Annotated in this window: 18 protein-coding genes and 4 tRNA genes; 15 read left to right on the top strand and 7 right to left on the bottom strand. The window is 40.1% G+C overall.

Features of this window, described 5'->3' with window-relative positions; genetic code table 11:
• Positions 1 to 276 precede the first annotated feature (276 nt).
• Together QL984_RS06970 and QL984_RS06965 are read left to right on the top strand one after the other, a co-directional pair.
• Entirely contained in the window at positions 277 to 2523 is a 2247-nt protein-coding gene (locus tag QL984_RS06970; protein WP_138764764.1) for an EAL domain-containing protein, read from the top strand.
• 403 nt (positions 2524 to 2926) lie between these two features.
• The gene (locus QL984_RS06965) at positions 2927 to 4486 is read left to right on the top strand and encodes a BCCT family transporter (protein ID WP_138764765.1); all 1560 of its coding nucleotides are present in this window, start codon (positions 2927 to 2929) and stop codon (positions 4484 to 4486) included.
• A 179-nt stretch (positions 4487 to 4665) separates the two neighbouring features.
• On the opposite strand, the gene QL984_RS06960 is transcribed toward QL984_RS06965, so the two are convergent.
• Positions 4666 to 6270, bottom strand: a complete 1605-nt coding sequence (locus QL984_RS06960; protein WP_138764766.1) for a methyl-accepting chemotaxis protein — start codon at positions 6268 to 6270, stop codon at positions 4666 to 4668.
• 202 nt (positions 6271 to 6472) lie between these two features.
• Between QL984_RS06960 and QL984_RS06955 the strand changes: the two genes are divergently transcribed.
• From QL984_RS06955 to speB, 3 genes are all read left to right on the top strand, one after another.
• Positions 6473 to 6931, top strand: a complete 459-nt coding sequence (locus tag QL984_RS06955) for a GNAT family N-acetyltransferase (protein WP_013465312.1) — start codon at positions 6473 to 6475, stop codon at positions 6929 to 6931.
• A gap of 143 nt (positions 6932 to 7074) precedes the next feature.
• Positions 7075 to 8988 carry a biosynthetic arginine decarboxylase gene (speA, locus tag QL984_RS06950; RefSeq protein WP_036954001.1) on the top strand — a complete coding sequence of 638 codons (1914 nt, stop codon included), beginning with the start codon at positions 7075 to 7077 and terminating at the stop codon, positions 8986 to 8988.
• Between the two features lie 3 nt (positions 8989 to 8991).
• Complete coding sequence (gene speB, locus QL984_RS06945; protein ID WP_013465310.1) at positions 8992 to 9915, top strand: agmatinase; 924 nt, start codon at positions 8992 to 8994, stop codon at positions 9913 to 9915.
• Between the two features lie 62 nt (positions 9916 to 9977).
• On the opposite strand, the gene QL984_RS06940 is transcribed toward speB, so the two are convergent.
• Genes QL984_RS06940 through QL984_RS06930 form a run of 3 tightly spaced genes read right to left on the bottom strand, consistent with a single transcriptional unit; the run spans position 9978 to position 12396 of the window.
• Positions 9978 to 10271, bottom strand: coding sequence for a hypothetical protein (locus tag QL984_RS06940; RefSeq protein WP_013465309.1), 294 nt, complete (start codon positions 10269 to 10271; stop codon positions 9978 to 9980).
• Entirely contained in the window at positions 10268 to 11308 is a 1041-nt protein-coding gene (locus QL984_RS06935; RefSeq protein WP_138764767.1) for a M48 family metallopeptidase, read from the bottom strand. Before QL984_RS06935 ends, QL984_RS06940 begins: the two co-directional genes overlap by 4 nt.
• Entirely contained in the window at positions 11308 to 12396 is a 1089-nt protein-coding gene (locus tag QL984_RS06930) for a YjgN family protein (RefSeq protein WP_013465307.1), read from the bottom strand. Before QL984_RS06930 ends, QL984_RS06935 begins: the two co-directional genes overlap by 1 nt.
• A gap of 172 nt (positions 12397 to 12568) precedes the next feature.
• Here QL984_RS06930 and QL984_RS06925 point away from each other — a divergent pair, with 172 nt between their 5' ends.
• The 8 genes from QL984_RS06925 (at position 12569) to msrB (ending at position 21508) form a co-directional block, all read left to right on the top strand.
• On the top strand, positions 12569 to 13300 hold the full coding sequence (locus QL984_RS06925; RefSeq protein WP_013465306.1) for an RNA methyltransferase: 732 nt from the start codon (positions 12569 to 12571) through the stop codon (positions 13298 to 13300).
• 68 nt (positions 13301 to 13368) lie between these two features.
• Positions 13369 to 16770, top strand: coding sequence for an AAA family ATPase (locus QL984_RS06920; RefSeq protein ID WP_138764768.1), 3402 nt, complete (start codon positions 13369 to 13371; stop codon positions 16768 to 16770).
• Between the two features lie 73 nt (positions 16771 to 16843).
• Positions 16844 to 17590, top strand: a complete 747-nt coding sequence (zipA, locus tag QL984_RS06915) for a cell division protein ZipA (RefSeq protein ID WP_024602645.1) — start codon at positions 16844 to 16846, stop codon at positions 17588 to 17590.
• Between the two features lie 79 nt (positions 17591 to 17669).
• Positions 17670 to 19691 (top strand): NAD-dependent DNA ligase LigA, encoded by a 2022-nt coding sequence (gene ligA / locus QL984_RS06910; protein ID WP_013465303.1) that lies wholly within the window; start codon positions 17670 to 17672, stop codon positions 19689 to 19691.
• A complete protein-coding gene (locus QL984_RS06905) occupies positions 19684 to 20028 on the top strand; it encodes a DUF3392 family protein (protein ID WP_013465302.1) in 345 nt (114 codons plus the stop codon). Before ligA ends, QL984_RS06905 begins: the two co-directional genes overlap by 8 nt.
• A complete protein-coding gene (locus QL984_RS06900) occupies positions 20025 to 20525 on the top strand; it encodes a DUF2919 domain-containing protein (RefSeq protein WP_024602644.1) in 501 nt (166 codons plus the stop codon). Before QL984_RS06905 ends, QL984_RS06900 begins: the two co-directional genes overlap by 4 nt.
• A gap of 6 nt (positions 20526 to 20531) precedes the next feature.
• On the top strand, positions 20532 to 20972 hold the full coding sequence (locus QL984_RS06895; protein WP_013465300.1) for a hypothetical protein: 441 nt from the start codon (positions 20532 to 20534) through the stop codon (positions 20970 to 20972).
• A 95-nt stretch (positions 20973 to 21067) separates the two neighbouring features.
• Complete coding sequence (gene msrB / locus QL984_RS06890) at positions 21068 to 21508, top strand: peptide-methionine (R)-S-oxide reductase MsrB (protein ID WP_013465299.1); 441 nt, start codon at positions 21068 to 21070, stop codon at positions 21506 to 21508.
• A 357-nt stretch (positions 21509 to 21865) separates the two neighbouring features.
• On the opposite strand, the gene QL984_RS06885 is transcribed toward msrB, so the two are convergent.
• From QL984_RS06885 to QL984_RS06875, 3 genes are all read right to left on the bottom strand, one after another.
• Positions 21866 to 23497, bottom strand: a complete 1632-nt coding sequence (locus QL984_RS06885; protein WP_138764617.1) for a response regulator — start codon at positions 23495 to 23497, stop codon at positions 21866 to 21868.
• A 407-nt stretch (positions 23498 to 23904) separates the two neighbouring features.
• Positions 23905 to 23980, bottom strand: a tRNA-Val gene (locus QL984_RS06880).
• 50 nt (positions 23981 to 24030) lie between these two features.
• Positions 24031 to 24106 (bottom strand) — tRNA-Val (locus tag QL984_RS06875).
• Between the two features lie 663 nt (positions 24107 to 24769).
• Between QL984_RS06875 and QL984_RS06870 the strand changes: the two genes are divergently transcribed.
• Both QL984_RS06870 and QL984_RS06865 read left to right on the top strand, forming a co-directional pair.
• Positions 24770 to 24845: transfer RNA gene (locus tag QL984_RS06870), tRNA-Ala, on the top strand.
• A 36-nt stretch (positions 24846 to 24881) separates the two neighbouring features.
• Positions 24882 to 24952, top strand: a tRNA-Glu gene (locus QL984_RS06865).

Below are 24952 nucleotides of genomic sequence, written 5' to 3'. Positions count from 1 at the left end.
CTATTATAAATAGCTTGATGATTTTAAACAGTACTTTTAAGTAACAAAGTATTTAATAAAGGGTATTTACAGATGGTATGTAAATAAATGATTTGTTGATAAGTACATTTCAAATCGCCACCTTGTATTGAATGGCAAACGCTCGTGAAATAGACGAAAATAGCATAGATGCTGATTTCAATATTATGTATAGTCAAAAGACTATAATAAATTATTATAAACAGGCCCTAAAATAGAGCGACGCATTTAGCGTTAGTGATTGTTGAGGAATATAATTTGATTGAAATAATGAGAGTCAGAAAGCTGCTTTCTCAGCAACAAAGTATATTATCGAAAATAGCACTCGGTGCGCCACTTGATGAGGTACTGGAAAATATTTGTTTATCTATTGAGGAGCTTATTGAAGACTCCTCTGCAAAGTGCTCTATATTAACGCTCAAAGGAGAGCAGCTATTTCATAGCGCGGCACCTAATATTGCACAGGGTTACTGCCAAGCAATTAATGGTGTGAAAATAGGGCCAACTGTCGGTTCATGCGGTACTGCAGCCTATGAAAAAAAACGCATTATAGCCGCAGATATTTCAACATCGCTATTATGGGATGATTATAGAGCATTGGCGTTAAGTTATGGTTTAAGGTCATGTTGGTCTACCCCCATTATTTCAACAAAATCAGACATATTAGGCACTTTTGCAATTTATCATGACAGCGCAAAGTCACCGACACCACAAGATTTAGAATTAATAGATTTTTTTGTTGATTTCACCAGTATTGCTCTTGAAAAGCACACCGAGTCACTAAGATTAAACGCGTTGCTTTTTGAATTACAGCAAAGTAATGAAAAGTTTAAAGCCTTTACAAAAGTGCTTCCTGATCTAACCCTCATTTTGAGTGAAGAGGGGGAGTATACCAATGTTTACGGCACAGCTAATGAAAGTTTATATTTAAGCCAAGAGCACGTTATTAATCAAAATGTCAGAGATATTATGCCTCCTGAAGATGCAAATCCTATTCTGGCGGTGATTGACAAAACGTTGCAAACTAATGAAGTTCAAGTGTTTGAATATCAGCTCAATATAAAAGGTAAGCAGCTTACATTTGAAGGGCGAACAGCTCCACTTGAAAGTTACCAGCCTAATAACCCGTCACTGAGACATGTGGTGTGGATGGCCAGAGATATCTCTAATCGCAAAGCTGCCGAAGAAGAAGTACAACGGTTAGCATTTTTCGATCCGCTCACTAACCTTCCTAATCGCAGAATGCTCAATGATAGGCTCAGTATGTATGTGGAGCGAATTAAGCAGTCTGATCATTCTGGCGCACTCTTATTTTTAGATTTAGATAATTTTAAACGCATAAATGACTCACTAGGTCATAATGCAGGCGATGAAATACTGGTTGAGTTATCACAGCGATTAACAGCTATTTTGAACCCGGCAGATACCCTCGCACGAGTCGGTGGTGATGAATTTATTATTCTTATCGAGCATGTCGGTGATAGCCACATGCAAGCTAATAGTGAATCTGAGTTGATTGCTAAAAAAGTACAAAGTGTCTTTTATGAAAAATTTGAAGTGGGCGATTTAGCGTTTCAGGTCAGTTGTAGTATTGGTATTTGTTTGATTAACACGAGCAATGCCATAACCGCTAATATTTTAAAATTTGCAGATACCGCTATGTATCGCTCTAAAATGAAAGGCGGTAATAGTAGTAGCTTTTACGACCCCGCACTGCAAACCTTACTGGAAAATCAAACTGAGCTTGAAACTGACATTGTCAGGGCTATCGCGTGCGATGAGTTTTGTGCTTATTTTCAGCCACAATTAGCAATTGATGGAACCCTTGTGGGTGCTGAGGCATTAATAAGATGGAATCATCCAACCAAAGGACTTATCCCCCCTAATGCATTTATTCCAATTGCCGAGCAATTTGGCTTAATTCAAAAGTTACAAAATATTGTATTAAGAGATATTTGTATTTTACTTGAAACACTTCGAGATAATAACTTACTCGATGACAGCTTTAGCGTATCAATTAACATTAGCCAATGTCAGTTTAATTCTTCCACTTTAAAAGGTGAGCTATTTAAAGCAATTGAAGCGTTTGACGTCTCGCCAACTCGAATTAAATTAGAGATCACTGAATCAATGTTGGCGGGTGACTTGATGGGGACCGTAAAGCAAATGGAAGAATTAAAATCGCAGGGATTTGTGTTTTCAATTGATGACTTTGGTACGGGCTACTCGTGTTTAAAACATTTAAGCGTTTTTCCTATTGATGAGTTAAAAATTGATAAAAGCTTTATTGATAAAGTGCTCAATAGCGCTTCGGGTCAAAGTATTGTGCAATCTATTATTGGCTTAGGTCATAGCTTAAATATTAACATTGTGGCCGAAGGGGTCGAAAGTGCTGAGCAACTAACAACATTAAAGTCGATGGGCGTGAATGCAGTGCAAGGTTATTTATTTGCAAAACCATTAACCCACAGCAACTATTTAACATGGCATAAACAGCATCAATAACCCTGTATTTATCACTAACAGAGCGACAGGTTTAGTTGCCCTAATCGATAAGCCGCGTTGTTTGCGTACCCACTGCGCAGCAACGTTTAAAAACGTACCGCGCTTTTGCTAAAGCAAAAATGTATATTTTTTGTTTGTTTGATACCGTGATGTAATTTATCTTTTATTATTGTGTAACTACTACACAAATCATTCCTGAGGCATTGGTTTAGCGTTTTTAACGCGTTAAACTAGTCAGGAATTGGCAATAAGTCTACTTGTTGTGACATTACCTAAACGTGAACATGACAAGTACTTAAAACTCGCTTTTGAGTTGCTTTGTCGTTTGTTGAAACTAGGGTTTAGTGTGATGTCATGGTGTGTCGCTATGTCGGTAACTTTAAAGAACCATTAGGAGCGATAAATGAATACCACTAAAGCAACTTTAAAGTCGGGTGAAACACATTCTTCCCGAGTTAAGTTTCTGGATGGGGTTGATATACCCGTATTTTTAATCAGTGGCGGTATATTAGTTTTATTTGCCGCGCTGGCCCTTTACGACATTAAACTGATGTCTGATTGGATAAATACGGCCTTTGCCTTCTCAACCAAAATATTTGGCGCCTTTTGGCAAGTCCTACTTTTATTAACCTTTTTGATTGGCATTTTCTTAGCTATCGGCCGCACTGGCTCAGTGGTACTGGGTGGCTTAAAAACCCCTGAAATTTCTACCTTTAAGTGGATAAGTATTATTATGTGTACTTTGCTTGCTGGTGGCGGCGTATTTTGGGCCGCAGCAGAGCCAATGGCACATTTTATTTCTCCGCCACCGCTATTTGTTGGTGAAACAGGCACTAACGATGCCGCCTACAACGCACTTGCACAAAGCTTTATGCACTGGGGTTTTTTAGCCTGGGCCATTTTAGGCAGTTTGACCGGCATTGTTTATATGCATCTCCATTACGAAAAAGGCTTACCACTTAAACCTCGTACTTTGCTTTATCCCGTATTTGGCGAGTGCGTAATGAAAGGCGCGCTAGGCACTGTCGTTGATGCATGTTGTGTATTAGCGGTGGTTGCCGGTACTGTGGGCCCAATTGGCTTTTTGGGATTGCAAGTGAGCTTTGGCCTAGATAAATTGTTTGACATTCCTGACACATACACCACACAAGTGGTTATTTTATTTAGTTTAATTGGTATTTATACACTTTCAGCGGTAAGTGGCGTTACTAAAGGTATTCAGCTGTTAAGTCGTTTTAATGTTGTTTTGGCTGTAGTGCTGATATTGTTTATATTACTGGTGGGGCCCACTGCGTTTATTATTGATAGCTACATCCAATCGTTTGGCTTGTACTTAGATAACTTTATTCCTATGGCTACGTTTCGTGCCGATAAACCATGGTTAGACTGGTGGACCGTATTCTTTTGGGGCTGGTTTTTAGGTTATGGCCCTTTAATGGCGATGTTTGTTGCGCGTATATCGCGTGGCCGAACTATTCGTGAAATGATTTTACTCATCTCTGTGGTTGCGCCAGTGATCACCTGCTTTTGGTTTACCATTGTGGGTGGCTCAGGCATATTTTTTGAGTTAAATAATCCAGGTGTTATATCAGAACCTTTCGCAGGGCTTAATTTACCAGCGGCATTGTTAGCAATTACTGAGCAGTTACCCATGGGGTTTGTTGTGTCTGTATTATTCTTAGTACTGACTACTATTTTTGTGGCAACAACCGGTGACTCAATGACGTACTCGGTATCTATGGTGATGACCGGTACCGATCATCCGCAAACATCAATTCGTGTGTTTTGGGGGATTATGATGGGGGCAGTGGCTGCATTACTTATCTCTATTGGCGAGGGCGGAATTTCAGCGCTACAGTCCTTTATTGTGGTGACCGCGGTGCCAGTTTCTTTTGTGTTACTTCCGTCACTGTGGACAGCACCACAAATAGTTAAAAAAATGGCAGATGAGCAAGGGCTCTAATAGCACATAAAAAAGGCGCTCGTTAGCGCCTTTTTCTATTTTATACATCACTTAAATTTTAACAAAAAACAGCCACATTTTTTCAGCCTATATCAACTCTACCGGATTAAAATAATTTACTAAAGAACAGTTTAATTTGTTGATTGAGCAAGTTTGTTAAGTTTTCTCAAACTATTTAATTATTTTAAAAATGAGGCCAGCTCGTCAACGTGCGTTTGAGTTTCATTTATTAAAAGTCCAATTTGTGCCGCTGCTTCGTTTGACGTTTTGGCAAGGTTACGTACTTCGTCAGCAACCACGGCAAAACCTCGTCCAGCTTCACCGGCTCTCGCAGCTTCAATGGCCGCATTAAGAGCAAGTAAATTAGTTTGATCTGCCACGGCATTGATGGTGGTGACCGTAGTTTGAATTTTCCCTAATACGGTTGACATTGATTGATGCGTTCCAGTAACTAATTTGTTTCTAGAAGAGACATTACTACCAAATACAACGTATTTAGAAACCTTACCGTTTAAATCGGTAATAGAAGAAATAATGCAATCTAGCGTTACGTCTTCATTTTGATGCGTCAATGACATCATTACTTCAGTCGGCTTGCCTTGGTTGAGTATTTGAATACGTGAAGCGTCTAAATGATCCCTTAAATTACCAAACACACTCGCTATGTTTGAGCCCTCAGATATGTTTAATTGCTTTTCGGTATACTCATTGGCAGATAGGAACTGGCCATCTTCATTAAACTCAATCACAGCCGAGTGGCTACTTATTGCATCTTTTTGGTTTATTTGTTCAAGTACTTGGCGCTTAATTTCGCGAATATCTGAACTTACGCCCACAAACCCTGTGTGCTGGCCATTATCATCAAATGTTGGGTTTACCGACAGAACAATCCAATATGGCACACCATTTTTATCAAAATTTAGTATTTCTTCATAAAATGGTTGTTTGTTTTTAAGGTTTTTTGAAATCCGCTTAACGGTTTCTTTGTCTGTTTGTTCTCCCTGCAAGAAATTGCCTGGTTTTTTGCCTTTTACTTCTGCAAGTGTATAACCTGAAAGTACTTCAAAGCCAGGGTTAACATATTCTACTAAGCCATCTTTATTGGTAATAAGTACACTAGTACTGGTATTGCTGACCACCTTAGATAACAGTTCAAATTGCTTATAGTCTTCAACTTGTGATTGTTTTGATAATACAAATGCAGACAACAAGGTATTATTGAAGTTAAAAGTAGTGTGGGTAACATTATAATAAATATTGTCTTTTACAGATAAACACAGTGAACCGTGTTCGCTATTTAAAGCATCTTGTAAAACGTTTAGCAATTTAGTGTTTTCTTTGGGCAGTAGTGCTGCGTCGGCACTGTTCGACGTATCTAAATTATTCGCAACAAGCTTTGAGTTATCATCGAAGACTGCATAGATATCTTCACCTAAACTCAGAAGTGTTTGCCAAGCTTGCTCATCTAACACTCTTATCGGCTCAGGCTTAAATACATGTAGCGAGCATGTATCAAGCTCTTTTAATGTAAGCGGGCTAATGTGTTGGGTTAAAAACAAATTATTTCCACAAGCAATGGTTTTGCCTGTTGGATTATAACGTTTATTTAAATAAGTTAATGTATTAGTGTCATTAGTTTGGTTAAGTGTCTTACTTAGCGATGTAAACTCATCATTCACTGCAATAACAGTGTTGTCGTTGTTAACGATAATCGCAGCTGCTTCGTGTGTACTAACTAGCTGTTTTGCAAACGCCTGTTTTCTTTTTTTTGGGCTAAACCACATTATTTATTCCTAATTTACACTCTAATTGATTGCATTATACGCCCGTCATAGTACATCTAGGTCAAACTATTGTTTTTTATTTTGCAATAATAATTTTGTGTCGGTATTTTTTAAAAGTAATGACATAAAACATAGTTATTGTTCATTTGTTACAATGCGTTATAGTTTGCTAACAAATAAGAAAATAAATTAGAGATAACCTATGCAGTTAATAGATTTAACCCCTGATGATCCCGATGTGATTAATGTTTTTTCTGATATCGACAGACTTATTAATTCTTTATATCCAGTAGCGACAGCACAGTCATTGTCTGTTAGTCAATTGGGCCAACCCAATGTCTATGCAATAGGCTTGAAAAATGAAGAGGGGATTATTGCTTGTGGGGCGATTGTTATGCAGTTTGATACCCAGCCCTATGGTGAGATACGCCGTTTATATGTCAAACCTAGTTATCGCGGAAAAGGCTTATCGCGCCGTATTATGCAAATATTATTACACCATGCTGGCGAAGAAGAAATCCCAATCATAAAGCTAGAAACAGGGCCAAAGCAAAGACAATCAATCCATCTTTACGAGAATTTAGGGTTTGTACAATGTGCCCCTTTTGGTGAATACACAGAAAACCCGAACAGCCTATTTATGGAGCTTGCGCTCAGCTAATAATACGCTATTTACTGTTTTTCTTTATCAATTTTAATCCTCACTCGTTACGAGTAGAAATACTTGTTGGACATGAATCGCTATTTTTCTTTTAATGCGCGCAACTAGCCGGTTTGGCATTCATAAATAAAAGAGAAAGATAAATGAAAGAGACAACATCACTTGAACAAGCTCGTACGAGCTACAACGTTCGTCATTGGAGCCAAGGTTTTTTTGGTATTAATGATCAAGGTGATGTGTATGTTGCGCCCAAGGCTGATGCCCCACAGCAAACCATTGCATTAACAGACATTGCTAAGCAGCTTGAAGAAAAAGGCTTAAGCTTGCCGGCGTTAGTTCGCTTTCCACAAATTTTACACCATCGCGTGCATAGCTTATGTGGTGCATTTAATACTGCTATAGAAAGTTATGGTTATCCAAAAGATTATTTATTAGTTTACCCGATTAAAGTTAACCAACAACGCGAAGTAGTTGAAGAAATTGTTGCCAGCCAAGCACAAGTAGAAAAAAAACAGCTGGGTTTAGAAGCAGGCAGCAAGCCAGAGTTATTAACCGTATTAGCGCTGGCTGAAAAAACCAGTGCGGTGATTGTGTGTAATGGCTACAAAGATAAAGAATATGTGCGTTTAGCGTTGATTGGCGAAAAGCTGGGCCATAAAGTGTATATCGTACTTGAGAAACTGTCTGAGCTGGATATGGTACTTAGCCAAGCTAAAGAATTAAATGTAAAACCACGCATTGGTATTCGTGTGCGTTTAGCATCGCAGGGCAAAGGTAAATGGCAAGCCAGTGGCGGAGAAAAATCTAAGTTTGGTTTATCTGCTTCTCAAGTGCTGTATGTAGTAAACCGTTTAAAAGCAACAGATCAGCTAGATTTAGTCCAACTGGTGCATTTTCACTTAGGTTCGCAAATGGCCAACATTCGTGATGTGCGCTTAGGTGTAAGCGAGGCTGCGCGTTTTTATTGTGAATTACGTAAGTTGGGTGCACACATAGAGTGTCTTGATGTAGGCGGCGGTTTAGCGGTTGATTACGACGGCACACGCAGTCAATCACACAACTCAATGAATTACAGTTTAGCTGAATACGCAAATAATATTGTGTACACCATAGGTGATATTTGTAAGCAGTATGAGCAGCCTTTCCCTACCATTATTTCAGAGTCGGGAAGAGCATTAACGGCGCATCATGCAGTGCTTATTTCCAATGTAATTGGCACCGAAACGTATACACCAGAAGAAATAGAAGCACCAGCTGACGAAGCGCCGCAGCTACTTAAAAATATGTGGACGTCATGGCAACAACTCCATGTGCTTACTGATGACCGTGCATTAATTGAAATTTTTCACGACAGCCAAGGTGATTTAGCCGAAGCGCATAGTCAGTTTGCGATGGGATTATTAGATTTAACCCAGCGTGCATGGGCAGAGCAAATAAACTTACGCGTTTGTTATGAACTCAATAAATTAATGGATAACAAAAACCGTTTTCATCGACCGATTATAGATGACCTAAATGCGCGTTTAGCGGACAAGTTTTTTGTAAATTTCTCATTGTTTCAGTCATTGCCAGACGCGTGGGGAATTGATCAAGTGTTTCCAGTATTGCCATTAAGTGGTTTAACGCAAGCACCGCAAAAGCGCGCGGTGTTATTGGATATTACTTGTGACTCAGATGGCGCTTTAGAGCATTATGTAGATGGCCAAGGTATTGAAAGTACGTTACCAGTACCTGAATACTCAGCCGATAAACCGTATTTAATGGGATTTTTCTTGGTGGGTGCCTATCAAGAGATTCTAGGCGATATGCATAACTTATTTGGTGATACGCACAGTGCTATTGTCAATATGGATGAGCAAGGTGTTGCCAGCATTACAGAAATTAACCTCGGTGATACTGTTGCTGACATGATGCGTTATGTACATTTAGATGTTGAAGGTTTTCAGCAGTCTTATGCGCAGTTAGTCAGCGCAAAAATTGCAGTAGATGAACAGCAAAGCGTCCTCGACGAATTGCAAAGCGGCCTTGACGGCTACACTTATTTAGAAGAGTTATAAGCAATGTCTAGCTTGTTTGGTCATGTTGACCACTCATTATACTCAAATGGGATGACGTTTTTACGTCGTCCTATGGTACAAAATATTAACGCCATAGACGCCGATGTAGTAGTACTAGGTTTACCGTTTGATTTAGCCACCTCTGGGCGCCCTGGTGCCCGCTTGGGGCCTGATGCTATTCGCAGAGCGTCGGTGCATTTAGCATGGGAAGATACTAAATATCCGTGGACGTTTCCTTTGTTTGAACGGCTAAAAGTAGCAGATGCTGGCGATTTTACCTATCCGGTAGGCGATCCTGAGTATTTTACTGCCCAGCTAGAAATGGCGGCAGAGCAAATACTTCGCCAAGGTAAAACATTATTAGGCTTAGGTGGCGATCATTTCGTAACGTTACCGCTATTGCGCGCACATGCAAAAATTCATGGCAAAATGGCGTTAGTGCATTTCGATGCGCACACCGATACCTATAGCAATGGATCGCGTTTTGATCACGGTACTATGTTTTATCATGCGCCAATGGAAGGGTTGATTGATGTTAATCACAGTATTCAGCTCGGTATTCGTACCGATTTTGATCAAAGCAAGCATGAGTTTGCAGTGATTGATGCTATGCAGGCCAATGATCTTCATGCGAATGATATTGCAGCGCAGATTATTGAGCGAGTGGGCGATTTACCGGTTTACTTAACCTTTGATATAGATTGTTTAGACCCTGCCTTTGCGCCAGGTACAGGTACACCAGTATGTGGTGGTTTAACTTCTGATAAAGTGCTGAAAATTTTACGTGCACTCAAAGGCATTAATATGGTGGGTATGGATGTAGTTGAAGTATCGCCTTCTTATGACCAAAGTGAGCTCACCGCCATTGCCGCAGCAACGATTGCCAGTGAATTATTGCATTTGTGGGCACTTAAGCATAAATATTAGTATGTTTTAATGCAGCTCAAAAAAGCGCCAATTTGGCGCTTTTTTGTATAAAAATAAGAGTACTATGAAAACTGCATATTGTGCTTTTTAGCATAAATAAAAAACACCGGAATTTCGATTATTACGTAAGTTAAAAAAGTAAACCAAAACCAATTAACTTCAAATAGTAACCAGCTAAATTGCACGCCCGAGTTGTAATAAAGGCGAGATGCAATTAATAGCGTAATGCCTGTTGCAAATAAATCTTGTACCGATACCTTTTTAAAGCTGCTGCCTGCAAAGCGCGGATAAATAAACCCGTAGCCAAGCGTTATCATAATGATGACTAATAACAATAAATTCAGTTCAGGGGTCATAGTGGTTTATATTGCCTCGCATATTCTATTCGCTCTTGAGAGCTTGGGTGTGTTGATAAATACTTTAACCAAGTATCATCAAGGGTCGCCTCTTGTGCTTTTAAATTATTTTCCAGTGCTTCAATTGCATCAGCAAAGTCGTGGTTAGAATATCCTAATTTTAAAAGATTTTTAATAGCATATTCATCGGCCTCTTGTTCCATATCTCGTGAAAACGCTTGTTGTAAAAAAGATGAACCAGAGCCAAGCACGACCTCTAATATCCCTTCTAAATCACCAAAAATAACTGCAAATACAACGGTGCTCGCTGCAGCTTGTGCTGCAAGGCGAATGCTGTGATGGTGTTGAACATGACCAATTTCATGAAGTAAAATAGCACGCAGGGCATCAGGTTCATTCTTTAATAGCTCAACAAGTTCGTCAGTCACAACAACCCGCCCATTAGGAAGAGCAAACGCATTAGCTGAAAAATAATCTGACTGATAAAAAGAGAGTCTAAATTTTGCACTGTCTAAATTGAGTGAGTTAAGCATTAAACGCCATTGTTGCTGTATTTCTGATTGCTTATTAGTAGAAAGTTGAGAAGGTTCTAATGCGACTTTTTCTATCACACTGAGCGTTTGCTTTCCCATAGTTTCAATTGTCGAGGCAGGTGCTAAGTTAACGCTATATACGGCTACTGATGGTATTAAGCGGTATAAAATTAACCAAAGCAATAGGGGAATTAGCAGCACGGATGCAACAATAAGAATCTTATTTTTTTCTAAGCGTTCACTTAGTCCATGCTTTTTAAGCGCGAATGGCCATCTAAATTCTACATCTTGAGGAACAAATCGCCCACCATCAGCAAAATTTAACTCTGATGCCATGCCCGGTAACGGACTATCAAGTTGGCAATCGTCTAAAGTTGATGAAAGTAACGTCGTATTCTCAGAGTCAACAAGCGTTATTTGCTCATGGGAAAGGTATGCGTAGCTTTTAATATATTGGCTGCTATTAGGGTAATAATAACAGCCAAAAATAGGATAATTACTCATTAGGTGAGTGAAATATCAATATCAAACACATTAGCAGCTTCTTCAGCAAATGATGACTGCTCATTTTGTGCAACATCAATCAACGAAAGTGCGCCGCTATAAATAGTGACTTCTGTAACTGATGCTAATAGCTTTGCTCTGCGTATTTTAGCCCAAGGGTAGGCAAGTCCTAAGGTAAATATAATTGCCAGTACATTGGTAAATAGTAAGATGGCATAGTCAATGGCTTTTAAGTTCGAATCAAAGGTAGCGACTTCTGTAAATTCACTGTTATTAAAAATATGATTTCGAATAAGCGAATGATAAACAGCGCCTACCAGTGTTAAAAACGCAACATACAACGCAGCAATTAATAGCGGCACTACAATTGTCGAAAGGCTAAAGTTTTGTGTGTTTAAGTTATCGATCGTTAAGGCACTTGCACCAGCAAAGAAGCCAAAAATAACTAAGCCACCTATTGCAACTCCCAGGGTAATAAGTGCTGCGATGTAATAGCGTTCGCCCTGAAGATTTACTGTAAGTGGTTTATTTCCATAGCTGATGTTTTCATGCATATATTGATCAATTCGCTTTAATACATACGGCAGTAATAGGTGTAATGTGAATACACTTGCAATAGGCAATAAAACAAAGTTAATAAATGCATCGCCGTAATTACCTGAAAAAGCAAAGCGTACATTACGATGGCGGGTCATACGCATGTTAAAGCGCAAACCTTGGTTAATGATCCATGGCAACAAAAATAAAAAACCAATAGCAAATAAAAGGCCTATCGCCGGTGCGAGGCTGCTTAGTATGGTGTAAATTAAAAACACGATTACCGCTAAAATGCGGCCTTTTAGAATTTGTATAGGAGTGGCTAGGTAGTCAAAGCTATGACCGTCGATACGCGTATGACCGTAAAAATAACGGTAGGTGCGTACTTTTGCCCATGCAGAATAAATTCCTAAAGTAATAATACTTAGCAGTATATTGACACTCCATATGCCAAAAAATTCGCCGCTTTTGCCGCTAAATTGTACTTTACCGCTAAAAATAGAGGAGGGTGTTTGGTTTGACTCAGATGAAGTTGGGTGTATTGATTCCATTTAAAAAAAGTCCTTGTAATTTTTTGTAAATTTACCCTTTTTAGAGAATAAAAACAATCTTTATGATTAGCTAGCTTATTGTAAGTAGGCTAATTTTATTGCTTTTGCTGTTTATAGGGCTGCACTTTAAGTCTCCTCTGGTATACTGTGCAGATAATTTAACGGGGCTGACATGATTTCAAAAAACCAACTTAAACTAATTCGCCAGCTTGGCCAAAAGAAGTACCGCAAGCAACTTAATCAATACCTTGTACAAGGCGAAAAAAATGTACTGGAGTTATTAAATAGCCCATTAAAAGTAACCGATGTGTTTGCAACGCAAAACTTTATTGATAATAACCAAAGCGCATACCCTCAAACGCATTTTATTACAGCAGATGAAGAGCAGTTAACAAAGGTAAGTACTTTAGTCAGTAATAATGCGGCGATTGCCATTGTTGATATGCCAAGTACCACATTACCCGATGAAAACAGCTTAATATTGGCCTTAGATGGAGTGTCTGATCCGGGTAATTTAGGTACCATCATTCGCGTGGCTGATTGGTACGGCATAAAACACATTGTTGCCAGCACCGACAGTGCCGATCCGTATAACCCAAAAACAATTAGTGCCACTATGGGGTCATTTGTTCGTGTATCGGTAAGCCAAGTTGATTTACCTAGCTATTTAACATCTTTGGATGTGCCTATTTATGGTGCATTTTTAGAGGGCGAGAATGTCCATCATTGCCAGTTTGCTGGGAAAGGGGTGTTATTAATGGGCAGCGAGTCACATGGTATACGTCAGCAGTGTGCCGCGCTGGTAACAAATAAAATTACCATCCCTGCCTTTGGTGGCGCTGAATCACTTAATGTGGCAATGGCAACGGGCATTATTTTAGATAACTTTAAACGCCAAGCTTAACCTTTTGCCTAAAAATAGGTTAAATTGTAACAACTAACAAAAATAATAAAAATTGGTAAAACAAACAGATGCGCTTAAGCACTATAAAATTAGCGGGCTTTAAATCCTTTGTAGAGCCCACTAAAATTCCATTTCCGGATCAAATGACGTGTGTTGTCGGCCCTAATGGCTGTGGCAAATCGAACGTGATTGATGCGGTGCGATGGGTGCTTGGTGAAAGCTCAGCTAAAAATTTACGTGGCGATGCCATGACAGATGTTATTTTTAATGGCTCCACTAACCGCAAGCCCATCTCACAAGCTTCTGTTGAACTCATATTTGATAATACCCAAGGTAAATTACCCAATACCTTTGCTGATCGTAACCAAGTGGCTATTAAGCGTTTGGTAACTCGCGATGGCCAATCGCTGTACTTTTTAAATGGTAGCAAATGCCGCAAACGTGATATTACCGATATATTTTTAGGCACTGGGCTTGGGCCGCGTAGTTACGCCATTATAGAACAAGGCATGATCTCGCGTTTAATTGAGAGCAAACCGCAAGAGCTGCGTGTTTTTTTAGAAGAAGCGGCAGGCGTATCGAAATACAAAGAGCGCCGCCGTGAAACACAAACCCGCATAAAGAGCACCCGAGAAAACCTAGAGCGACTCCTCGATGTTCGCCAAGAGTTACAAAACCAGCTTGATAAACTTGCAGTACAGTCGGTTGATGCTAAAAAATATCGCGAATTTAAAACCCAAGAACGCACTTTAAAGGGGCAAATAGCGGTATTAAAATGGCAAAAGCTGCATCAGCAACAAGTTGATAAAAGCGCACAAATAAAAAAACTGGATGAACAAATCAGCTTTTTTAAAACGGCGCATTCAGGCCATGATGATGTTCTGGCAAGTCTTGAAGCTCAAGTACAATTTCAGCAAGATAAACTTAATGATGCACAGCAACAGCAGCACCATACACATACAGAATTGACTCGCAGTGAACAGCAGCAAATTAGCATTCAACAACAAACGCTGTCACTGAAACAAAATTTAGCCAAGTTAGAGCAACAAAAAAATCAAAGTGAAGAAGTCAAAACGCAGCAACAAAGTTTCTGCCAAGAGTTAGATGACAGCTTACAACAGGCTGTAGAGCATAACTTAATGTGTAGCGAGCAGGTTATAGAGCTTAGCGATGAGGTTAATCGGCTGCTGGAGATTAAAAATGCCGACACATCACACTGGCAATCGCTAAAAGAAGATTATCAACAATTGCATAATCAGCAGTTAGCGCATACCAACGCAGTAAAACACACAGAACAGAAAAGCAGTTATGTTAAGCAACAACTAACGCAGCTTGATGAGCAAATAGATGAGTTAAAACACAGTGAGATAGAGCAGCTATTAACTCAGCAACAACAGCACAGACAAGCCCTGACTGAGCAGCTAGCGAAAGCGCAAACGGCTCACAGTAAAGGCCAAACTGCGCAAACTACTCAGCAGCAACAGCTAGATGATGCACAGCAAGATTGGCAGCATTTATCTCAGCAAGTAAATGAATTAAAAGCCGGTATAGCGGGGCTACAAACTACTCTTGGGCTTGAAAAAAGCAGCGATGAAAGTTTAACCTTAATTAAGCAGTTAACTGTTCAGTCGGGATATGAGTTTTTAGTCGAGCAGGCGCTGTCATCACTTGAGCACATTCATATATCACAAGGTAAAGCAGAAAATAGCACGTGGGAAATTGCATCGCAGTCTGCAGCTAAGCACAGTATTGCCGCGTTTATTACCACAGGTGTGTATCCTGAGTTATTAAATCATATTGCTTATGATGAAGCCGGCGATATAAGCGCACTTAACGACAATAGTTATATTGCGGTTATAGATAAGCAAGGGGCATTACACGGTCGAAACTGGCATGTAAGTGGCGATAAAAATGCAGAAAATTCCTTATTATTAATGCACAAAAAACTCAAGCAGCAAGAAACCTTACTTGAGCAACAACAACAGGCATTGACGAACGCACACTCCACGCTTGAAGAACATAAAACGCAGGCTGCATTGTTAACTGTTCAGCAAAATGAGCGCAAAGACACTATTCATCAATTAGCACAACAACTTGCTGTAGCAACAACGCGTGGCGATATGCTTAAAGCGCAAGCTGATCAGCATCTGCAGCAGCTAACAAAATTACAACAACAGCGTCTGCCTCTGCTAGAGCAACAACAGCAGTTAAGCGAATTATTGAGCGAAGAGCTCGATAAAAATGAACAGCTTGCACAGCAGTTACAGGCCTTAGCTGAAGAGCTTAACCAAGCCGATAGCACACGAATAAATAGTGATGAGCGTTACAAACAAGCTTTGAATAATGCTGAACAATATAAAACACTAGCGCATCAGGCAAACCTTAATGAGCAAAAAGCACGAAGTGAATGGCAGCTCAGTCAAACAAAACTTAGCCATGCTGTACAGGCGCTTGCAACTGCTGCAGAGGGTGCGCAAGAGATAATAGAGCAGATTGAAGCGTTACTTATTCCTGAGCAAGAGCTTGCAGAGAGTATTGAGCAATTATTAGTACAGCACCAACAAGGCGAACAAACCCTTGTGGATACCCAGCAGCAGTTAGCTCAAGCAAAACAAGAATTACAAAACAAACAAGCGAGTTTAAAAAGTTCACAGACTGAGCTGGTGGCATTGCAAGAGCAGCATCAAAAACTGAGTATTGAAGAGCAAAGCTTACTAATAAAAGCGCAAGCGGTACTAGAGCCACTTAGTGAGCTTAATCAAAATTTAAAACAGGTATTAGCAGAGCTTCCTGCAGAGTTGTCATTAAATGCGGCGCAAAATCAACTTGCTGGAGTAAGTAATCAGCTAGAGCAATTAGGAGCTGTTAACCTTGCAGCCATTGATGAATTTGAACAAGCGAAGCAAAGAAGTGATTATTTAAATAATCAGCTGGACGATTTAACCCAAGCATTAACAGCTTTAGAAGGCGCTATTCATAAAATAGATCGTGAAACAAAAACGCGCTTTAAGTCTACGTTTGATCAGGTAAATCACGATTTTGGCCAGCTTTTCCCCAAAGTGTTTGGCGGCGGCAGTGCTTACTTAGAATTAACCAGTGACGATTTACTCGAAAGTGGTGTTAGTATAATGGCAAGGCCACCAGGTAAAAAAAATTCGACAATTCATTTGTTAAGTGGTGGAGAAAAAGCGCTGAGCGCATTATCATTGGTGTTTTCTATATTCAGGCTCAATCCAGCTCCATTCTGTATGCTGGACGAGGTAGATGCTCCATTAGATGATGCCAATGTGGTTCGTTTTTGCCGTTTGGTTGAAGAAATGTCACAATCTGTGCAGTTTATTTATATTAGTCATAATAAAATTGCAATGGAAATGGCGGGTAGATTAACGGGTGTAACCATGGCAGAGCCCGGCGTGTCGCGCATGGTTGCTGTGGATATTGAACAAGCGGTGCAACTTGCACATGCATAATTTTATAGTCATTTGCTGGTTATTTTAGGTAAAATGATGGCTGTTAGGCATATTAATAATAAAAGGTGAGGGGATGGCCGAAGAATTAAGATGGGTTTTAATTGTGATCAGTGTATTTGTCATTGGTGGCTTATTAATACACGGTTTGTGGTCAGTAAGAAAAAAAGAGAATGCTGAACTCCCTGCAAATGAGCGAGTCGAGCCTGTTCAAGAACAGCAGCCTTCATCTGTACATACTGAGCCACAAGAGCCAACGTTAGCGCAACGAGAAGAGCCACAAATGAGTGAGTTAAACTTCAGCGCTGATGAACCACAGATAGACGAAAGTCCAGTAAATACACCTATCGAGGATGACCTTGAAGTGGTAACAGAAGAGGCCGCAGACACACAACAAGATGCCCCTAAAGACGTTGCAGACTTTGTCATTGTGCATATTCAAATGCCAGAAGGGCTCACTATGCAAGGCAGTAAATTACTGCCTGCTGTTAACATGCTAGGTTTTAAATATTCAGAAGAAGGCTTTTTTAATCGCCACCTAGACCCAGCAGGCCAAGGGCCGGTGTTATTTAGGCTGGTGAATATGTATAACCCAGGCACGTTCGATATTGATAATATGGAACAATTTAGCACCGCTGGGGTGAGCTTATTTATGACTCTGCCATGCGATGGCGACGGTTTAGCCGCGTTTAACATGCTGCACAGCGCCGCTAAAAAAATAGCGGATGAATTTGGTGCCGATATTTTAGATGCAGAGCGAAATGTAATGACGGTAGAGCGTATTCGTCAATATGTTGAACAGGTTCGCGCATTTTCTGCGTAACATACGCATAAGTTAAATTTTGTAAGCCACTGGGCGTTCACTCGTCAAAGTGGCTTTTTTTATGTTTTTTGAGGTCTACATGACAAGCAGCATTAGTGAGCAAATTAATCATCTTCGTACCACGCTTGAGCAACACAATTATAGTTATTATGTGCTTGATACACCCAGCATACCTGATGCCGAATATGACCGCTTGTTACGGACACTAAGTGAATTAGAAACCCAGCACCCTGAGTTTTTAACAGCCGATTCACCCACTCAAAAAGTTGGAGGAGCGGCGCTTGCCAAGTTTGAGCAAGTAGCGCACCAAGTGCCTATGTTATCACTTGATAACGCCTTTGGTGAGGATGAATTTAGCGGTTTTAATCGTCGTATTAAAGAGCGCTTAATGAGCACTGAAGAGCTTACATTTTGCTGTGAGCCTAAACTGGATGGTTTAGCGGTATCGATTATTTATCGCGATGGAGTACTGGTTCAAGCGGCGACCCGTGGCGATGGTTTTACTGGCGAAAATATTACTCAAAATGTAAAAACAATCCGTAATGTGCCATTAAAATTGCGCGGTGATGATTACCCTCGTGAACTTGAAGTGCGCGGTGAGGTATTTATGGATAGCGCGGGCTTTGAAAAATTAAATGCAGAGGCAGAAAAACGTGGCGATAAAGTCTTTGTTAATCCACGTAATGCGGCGGCAGGAAGTTTACGCCAGCTCGACTCAAAAATTACCGCAAAACGCCCATTGATGTTTTATGCCTACAGCACCGGATTAGTTGCCGATGGCACCTTACCTGAAGATCACTACCAGCAACTTGCTAAGCTTACCGATTGGGGATTACCGCTGTGTCCAGAAACCAAATTAGTTGAAGGCCCAAAGGCTGCGCTTGCCTATTACAATGATATTTTAACGCGTCGTAGCGAGCTAAAGTACGAAATAGATGGCGTGGTAATAAAGGTAAATAAAAAAGCCTTACAAGAGCGCTTAGGCTTTGTAGCTCGTGCACCGCGTTGGGCAATCGCTTATAAATTTCCGGCGCAAGAAGAAATAACGCAATTATTAGATGTTGAATTTCAAGTAGGGCGTACAGGGGCAATTACACCCGTAGCAAGACTAGAACCAGTATTTGTTGGGGGTGTTACGGTATCAAATGCAACGCTGCATAATGCCGACGAAATAGCTCGTTTAGGCGTTAAAGTGGGCGACACCGTGATTATTCGCCGCGCAGGGGATGTTATCCCGCAAATTACTCAAGTGGTACTTGAGCAACGCCCAAGCGATGCAAAAGAAATTGTCTTTCCAACTATGTGCCCCATTTGTGACTCGCATATTGAACGGGTTGAAGGTGAAGCCGTTGCACGTTGTACCGGTGGCTTAGTATGCCAAGCACAACGTAAACAAGCGATTAAGCATTTTGCATCGCGTAAGGCATTAGATATTGACGGCTTAGGCGACAAAATTGTTGATCAATTAGTTGACCGAGAGCTGATCAAAACCCCGGCTGATTTATTTATTTTAAAGCAGGGACATTTTGAATCACTTGAACGAATGGGGCCAAAATCAGCAAAAAACTTAGTTGCCGCACTTGATGATGCAAAAACGACTACCTTAGCAAAGTTTTTATATTCACTGGGTATCCGTGAAGTCGGTGAGGCAACCGCGCAAAACTTAGCTAATCATTTTTTAACGCTTGAAAACGTAATCGATGCCAGCATTGAACAGCTGATTGAAGTAAGCGATGTAGGTGAAATAGTGGCAAAGCACGTGCGTGGCTTTTTTACTGAAGAGCATAATTTAACCGTGGTGAACGAATTAATAGCCCAAGGCATTAACTGGCCACAGTTAACAGCGCCATCAGAGCAAGAACAACCGCTAGCGGGTTTAACTTATGTGCTAACTGGGACGCTTAATACGCTTAATCGCAATGATGCGAAAGCGCGCTTACAACAATTAGGTGCCAAGGTATCTGGCAGTGTTTCAGCCAAAACGGATGCGCTAGTGGCGGGCGAAAAAGCCGGCTCTAAACTAACTAAAGCGCAAGAACTCGGTATAGAAATACTGACAGAGGATGATTTAATTACTTTGTTAGAGACTCATAATGGCTAGTTTTACAAATATACTTAATACCTTGTTAATTGACCTAGGCCAGTGGCTACAAGGCTATTTACCGCATTTATCATTGCTTTTGATGGTGTGCTTAGTGTCGCTTTATGCTGATGATATTTTAAAGCTCACCAAAGGCGTGGTAGCTAGGCGTCACTTTATTATAAGGGTGGCATGTTTTGTGTTGATCACCGCGTTTGGGTTTGGTTTATTAGTGGTGTGGTTAAGCCCACTGCTAACTAAAGCCTTACTGTTTTTTGGTACTAAGTGGTTAGGGCTCACATTATTAGCTGCATTTTTTATTTTGGGCACTATTGCCGATAGGAAAAACCAGTTGTGAGCCGTTATGGACCTGAATACTGGGATAAATATGGTAGCTATCGTACGCCAATAGCGTTTCATTTGAGTATTTTAGTGTTACTGCGGGCCTATTTTATTTGGGTGATTGCCGCGCTGAGCCGTCGTCCTGAACTTGATCTAATGTCATTGTTTTTTAAATCAAAAAATGATTTTTTTATTGCCATAGCAATTGGTGCCGTGGCAATTGTACCCACTATTTTGTTTTGTTTACGCAGACCCAGAGACTCGCATCAAGCTACGAAACGGTTAGCGCGTATTTGGCGATACATGCGTTGGCCGCTTATTGCTTGCGCGCTAATAGACTTGTCGTGGTTAAGTATCCAGGCGGCCCATAGTCATTATCGCTTTTCACTGTTTTTAGCCATACAAATGGTGATTGTATTGTGGGTATTGTGGTATTTGGCAAAAAGTCGTTATTTAAGTGTTTTTTTTAGTGATTGGCCTGAGCCGACAGAAAAAGCAACCGATAAAAAGTAAGAGATTATGCACACTATTAATAAAAAAATAGCGCAAGTAGTGGCCTTTATAGGGCTGATTATTATCTGCGTTGGCTATTTTTTATCATTAGGCGAACATATTTGGTTTAAAGGGATATTGCTATTGTGGATAGTGGTATTTTGTTCGTGCTGTTACCGGTTAACGCCGTTATTTAAAATGCGTAACCCGCTGCGTAACTTTATTCAGCGTGATGCACAGCATTTGTTTGTTTTTAGTTTAACCGGGTTGTTTGATAAAAAGAATGGCCCGCATTGGTTAGTCATCAGCAATATTGAGTCAATAGAGATAAAAGACGATGAGCTAATAGTGCATAGTAATAATGACAGGCAATTAAGCGTGAGTATTCCTGGTAGTCAAGCTCAATTACACGCTTATATAAGCTGTATACTTACAGCAACAGAGAAGCACCGTATAGTGTTTAAATAGCGTTGATCGTGGTATTAGCCACGGACGTAATGATAGGCTGTCAGCCAATGCTTTTGGCTCAGTATGAAGCAAATTTATAACGCAATGAGGTTGTTATGTTGAAATGGAACGATATTGTTAATTTTGCCAACCATGGCAATCCGACACCGGTTCAAAAAGTAGTTAAAACAGAACAGCAATGGCGTGAACTGTTAAACGAAGAGCAATATTACGTGACCCGTAAAAAAGGCACAGAGCGACCAAATAGTTCAACTAGTTGCACACTATTAGAACCGGGAAAGTACGTATGTGTGTGTTGTGACAACCTACTGTTTGATGCGGATGAAAAGTTTGATAGTGGCACAGGATGGCCTTCATTTACACAACCTGCAACGGTTGATGCGATAGGGTATGTAATGGATAACAGCCATGGCATGGAGCGAGTTGAAGTTGTTTGTAATGTGTGTGATGCGCACTTAGGGCATATTTTCCCTGATGGCCCACTTCCTTCCGGCTTGCGCTACTGTGTAAACGCACTGGCAATGAAAAAGCTCTAGGGCCTGTTGGCCTTCCAAGGTTAAATTTGCAGCAGTCTGTTTGGTATTTAGGCAAGGCAGAGCCTATGTGGTGTGGTTATTCCCCATAAATGGGCGATAACGTAGCATCAATTCCAAACAGGCGCTGCCCAAAGGGTTCTGCCAAAGGACGATTAACTCTTTGTTGCCTACATGGATGTAGGTAAGGGGCGTGAGCAGGACGCGGAAGCTTTGCTCGGCTTTTACTTATTCTTACATGGATGTAAGCCAGTAGAATAACGCAGGAGCAGTTATCGAGCCCACTAGGTTACAAACCTCACGCTGCGATTAAATCGTCCCTTGCTTGAACAAATTTTAATCCGCAAATGTCAACAGGCCCTAGCTAATCTCTAGTTTCATTTCTTTAGCAATCTGAAGTAGTTTATCGAACCGCTCTGATTGCTCTTCTGCTAAGGGTGATTTTTTTAATAGTTTAAAGCACTTTTGAGCCAATAGACTATTGAAAGAGCCCCCCTGTTTTTTTGATTTATCCACTAAACACTGTAATAAGTTAAGCGCAATACTTGGGTTGTGTGGCATGACCCTAAAGGCTTGACTGAATGCCTCTAAAGCAACATTTAACTGGCCACGCTCAAACTGTTTAACTGCATGATTGTTAAGTTCCTTCGGCCCCATTTTAATATCACGTCTTTCACTTTGCTGTTGCTGTATATAACGCAAGTACGTCGCGTCGCTCCTACTTGGGTGGCGTTCGCAATGATCAATAATTTGGCTAAATAGCGCTTGCGCCTTCTGATGAAAACCTAATTCATGTAATGCTTTTGCTTTATCTAGGGCACCATCGACTGAACGTATTTGAGTATCGCTGTCATCAAGTTGTTCAATCAACTGTTTCGCTTTTTTATGTTCATCTTTTAAATAATAAAGGCGTGCATTGAGCACATCGATTTGAGTTTGTGCATTACTGGTTGGGAATTGTGTTTTTAGCTCATTAATATATTTATTTGTTTGACGGGAGATTCTGTTTATTTGGTCAGTTTGATCTGTGGTTAGTGCAAAATCAATCCCAGCACGAGCGGCATTTAAATAAATGTCTGGGCTATCATGCATAGAGTACTTAGCAAAAGTGGCAATATTCTTTTGAGTTAAGTAGCTGGTTTCATAATCTCTATTAATGAGCGATACGCTGTTCAGTGACTTTTGACGGTCTATATTACGTGGAGCAATATGGGCCGCTTGACTTAAAAACTCTTGAGCTAACTCAAACTGGTTTAGTTTTATTTCTAAACGGCCTAATAAGTCTAATGCAACTAGTCGTGTTTCATTACGTTCAAGCATAGTTTTGAGCATGCGTTGAGCCAAAATATGCTCATTGTTAGCAATTAAGGCTTCTACTAATCCTACTTTTGCCCATGCAAATTTTTGAATATTCAAAACTGATTTAAAAAAGTCTTTCGCTTCTTGGTTTTGTTTTAGCGCCAGTAAAATATTACCTTTTAATCTAAGCAGAATAGGGCTGTATTTATTACTTTTATCAAGCTGAGCATTAATTTGTTTTAATGCTTTAGACTGGTTATCGTCATCAATTAAAGTGTATATAGCTTTTAAGTCGCTTTTGCGTTTGAGAATACGCTCTATGCGCACTCTTAGCTCTTGTACAGAGAAAGGTTTTACTAAAAAGTCATCGGGTTGAAGTTCTAACACACTGTGAACTAACTCTCCGCTAGTTTCCGCAGATGTAAAAATAAACCCAGTAGAGTGTTTTATTAATGCTTTAGCGCGTAATTCTTCATAAAGCTGGTAGCCATCTTGGCGTTTGCTTAGATTAAAAGAGCAAATTACCAAGTCAAATTCTTCATGTAAGCATTGTTCTTTTGCCGCTAGAGCATGATCTGCAAAACGCATATGTCCAAAGCCAATTTTTTCGAGCGACTGTTTCATGTAGCTTTGAGCAAGTGGCTGCTCCTCTACAATCAGTATTTTTGCTTCATTAAAAATATTTTTAGACATTGGCTTAAGCGTAATTGAATTTAACACAGACTATAATCAACAGTTTAGACGCTTACAAGGTAATTTAAAGATTCGCTTCGAAGATGAGAGCTTATTAAGCAAATTAATTCTAAAGGTTTATATTTTTATCTTAAAAGAGCTAAAAACCCATTTAAAGTAAATGGATAGCACGCGTAATAAAATAAGTTTAAACAAAATGATTTTGGAGATAATAAAACTCGGAAGATAGGTTTTTGGCATGTGATTGGTAATACTGATTTTTTTTGAAACCGAAGAATTGCTTGATAACGAATTTCTAAATGGCAATTAATACTGAACATGAACTAAAGGAGTGAAGGATAATGAATATTAAAATGGAAGGTGATACTGGAGAATTTAGATTTTTGTAATATGCACCATTCAAAGAATGGTGGGTCGTACTGGACTTGAACCAGTGACCCTCGCCTTGTAAGGGCGATGCTCTCCCAACTGAGCTAACGACCCATATTACAACTTTAAAACATGACTATTAACATAATAATAGATTTTATATGTGGTGGGTGATACTGGACTTGAACCAGTGACCCTCGCCTTGTAAGGGCGATGCTCTCCCAACTGAGCTAATCACCCGCATCTAAACAACACCACATTGCTGCGTTGTTGTGGGGCGCTATTATAGATAGAGTTGCAAATGTGTCAACACTTGAATGATAAAAATGTGCTGAGTGAAGCTTTTATAAACAATACAGTGCGAACGGTGTTCACTTTATCAACAAACTAATATTAAACGAACAATTGTTAAGCTTAATGTTTATTTAAAGTCGGCGGCGTAGACTAAATAGATGTCATTAGTGGTCGGATAAACAATAAAATATTTATGTAATAAAAGGCTAACTTTCAATAATTGTATTGCGTGATACAAATTAGCGGATAATAAAAAGTTACTTAAAGTTTAACATGCCAATGAACAGCGCTTTTTTAGTAGTAAAACAGCACCAAGCTAATTTGCATATAAATGTATACCCTTTAAATCATATTCAAACTCATATTATCGGTTGAATAGGGTACTTAGTCGTATACATGTGGCGAGTACAACAACGTAAAGCGCAACATGACATCTAAATTAGTATGAAAATCTGTTTTTTAGCACGTATGATAGCCAGTTTGTTGAAATTTAAACCATTTAAATAATGTCGCATAAAAAACTGTTGACTTTATTTTGGGGGGTGCATAGAATGCGCCCCGCACTAAGCGATACACGACGTGATTATCACCGAGCGTATTGAATAAGTTGGGGCTATAGCTCAGCTGGGAGAGCGCTTCGCTGGCAGCGAAGAGGTCTGCGGTTCGATCCCGCATAGCTCCACCAATTTTTAGTGTTTGTCCTAGGGTAACAGTTTTCTGTGTCCCCATCGTCTAGAGGCCTAGGACACCGCCCTTTCACGGCGGTAACAGGGGTTCGAATCCCCTTGGGGA

The sequence above is a fragment of the Pseudoalteromonas sp. APC 3495 genome (genome assembly GCF_030407645.1).
Classification (GTDB): Bacteria; Pseudomonadota; Gammaproteobacteria; order Enterobacterales; family Alteromonadaceae; genus Pseudoalteromonas; species Pseudoalteromonas tetraodonis.
Note: the sequence above shows the minus strand (reverse complement) of the source record. Positions and strands in the feature narration are given on the sequence as shown.

Excerpts from the sequence above, each read along its gene's own strand:
- QL984_RS06895 (WP_013465300.1), top strand. The coding sequence starts at position 20,532 with ATGCACACTATTAATAAAAAAATAGCGCAAGTAGTGGCCTTTATAGGG.
- QL984_RS06885 (WP_138764617.1), bottom strand. The coding sequence starts at position 23,497 with ATGTCTAAAAATATTTTTAATGAAGCAAAAATACTGATTGTAGAGGAG.
- QL984_RS06935 (WP_138764767.1), bottom strand. The coding sequence starts at position 11,308 with ATGAGTAATTATCCTATTTTTGGCTGTTATTATTACCCTAATAGCAGC.
- QL984_RS06930 (WP_013465307.1), bottom strand. The coding sequence starts at position 12,396 with ATGGAATCAATACACCCAACTTCATCTGAGTCAAACCAAACACCCTCC.
- QL984_RS06965 (WP_138764765.1), top strand. The coding sequence starts at position 2,927 with ATGAATACCACTAAAGCAACTTTAAAGTCGGGTGAAACACATTCTTCC.
- zipA (WP_024602645.1), top strand. The coding sequence starts at position 16,844 with ATGGCCGAAGAATTAAGATGGGTTTTAATTGTGATCAGTGTATTTGTC.
- ligA (WP_013465303.1), top strand. The coding sequence starts at position 17,670 with ATGACAAGCAGCATTAGTGAGCAAATTAATCATCTTCGTACCACGCTT.
- QL984_RS06925 (WP_013465306.1), top strand. The coding sequence starts at position 12,569 with ATGATTTCAAAAAACCAACTTAAACTAATTCGCCAGCTTGGCCAAAAG.
- speA (WP_036954001.1), top strand. The coding sequence starts at position 7,075 with ATGAAAGAGACAACATCACTTGAACAAGCTCGTACGAGCTACAACGTT.
- QL984_RS06905 (WP_013465302.1), top strand. The coding sequence starts at position 19,684 with ATGGCTAGTTTTACAAATATACTTAATACCTTGTTAATTGACCTAGGC.
- msrB (WP_013465299.1), top strand. The coding sequence starts at position 21,068 with ATGTTGAAATGGAACGATATTGTTAATTTTGCCAACCATGGCAATCCG.
- QL984_RS06960 (WP_138764766.1), bottom strand. The coding sequence starts at position 6,270 with ATGTGGTTTAGCCCAAAAAAAAGAAAACAGGCGTTTGCAAAACAGCTA.
- speB (WP_013465310.1), top strand. The coding sequence starts at position 8,992 with ATGTCTAGCTTGTTTGGTCATGTTGACCACTCATTATACTCAAATGGG.
- QL984_RS06940 (WP_013465309.1), bottom strand. The coding sequence starts at position 10,271 with ATGACCCCTGAACTGAATTTATTGTTATTAGTCATCATTATGATAACG.
- QL984_RS06955 (WP_013465312.1), top strand. The coding sequence starts at position 6,473 with ATGCAGTTAATAGATTTAACCCCTGATGATCCCGATGTGATTAATGTT.
- QL984_RS06920 (WP_138764768.1), top strand. The coding sequence starts at position 13,369 with ATGCGCTTAAGCACTATAAAATTAGCGGGCTTTAAATCCTTTGTAGAG.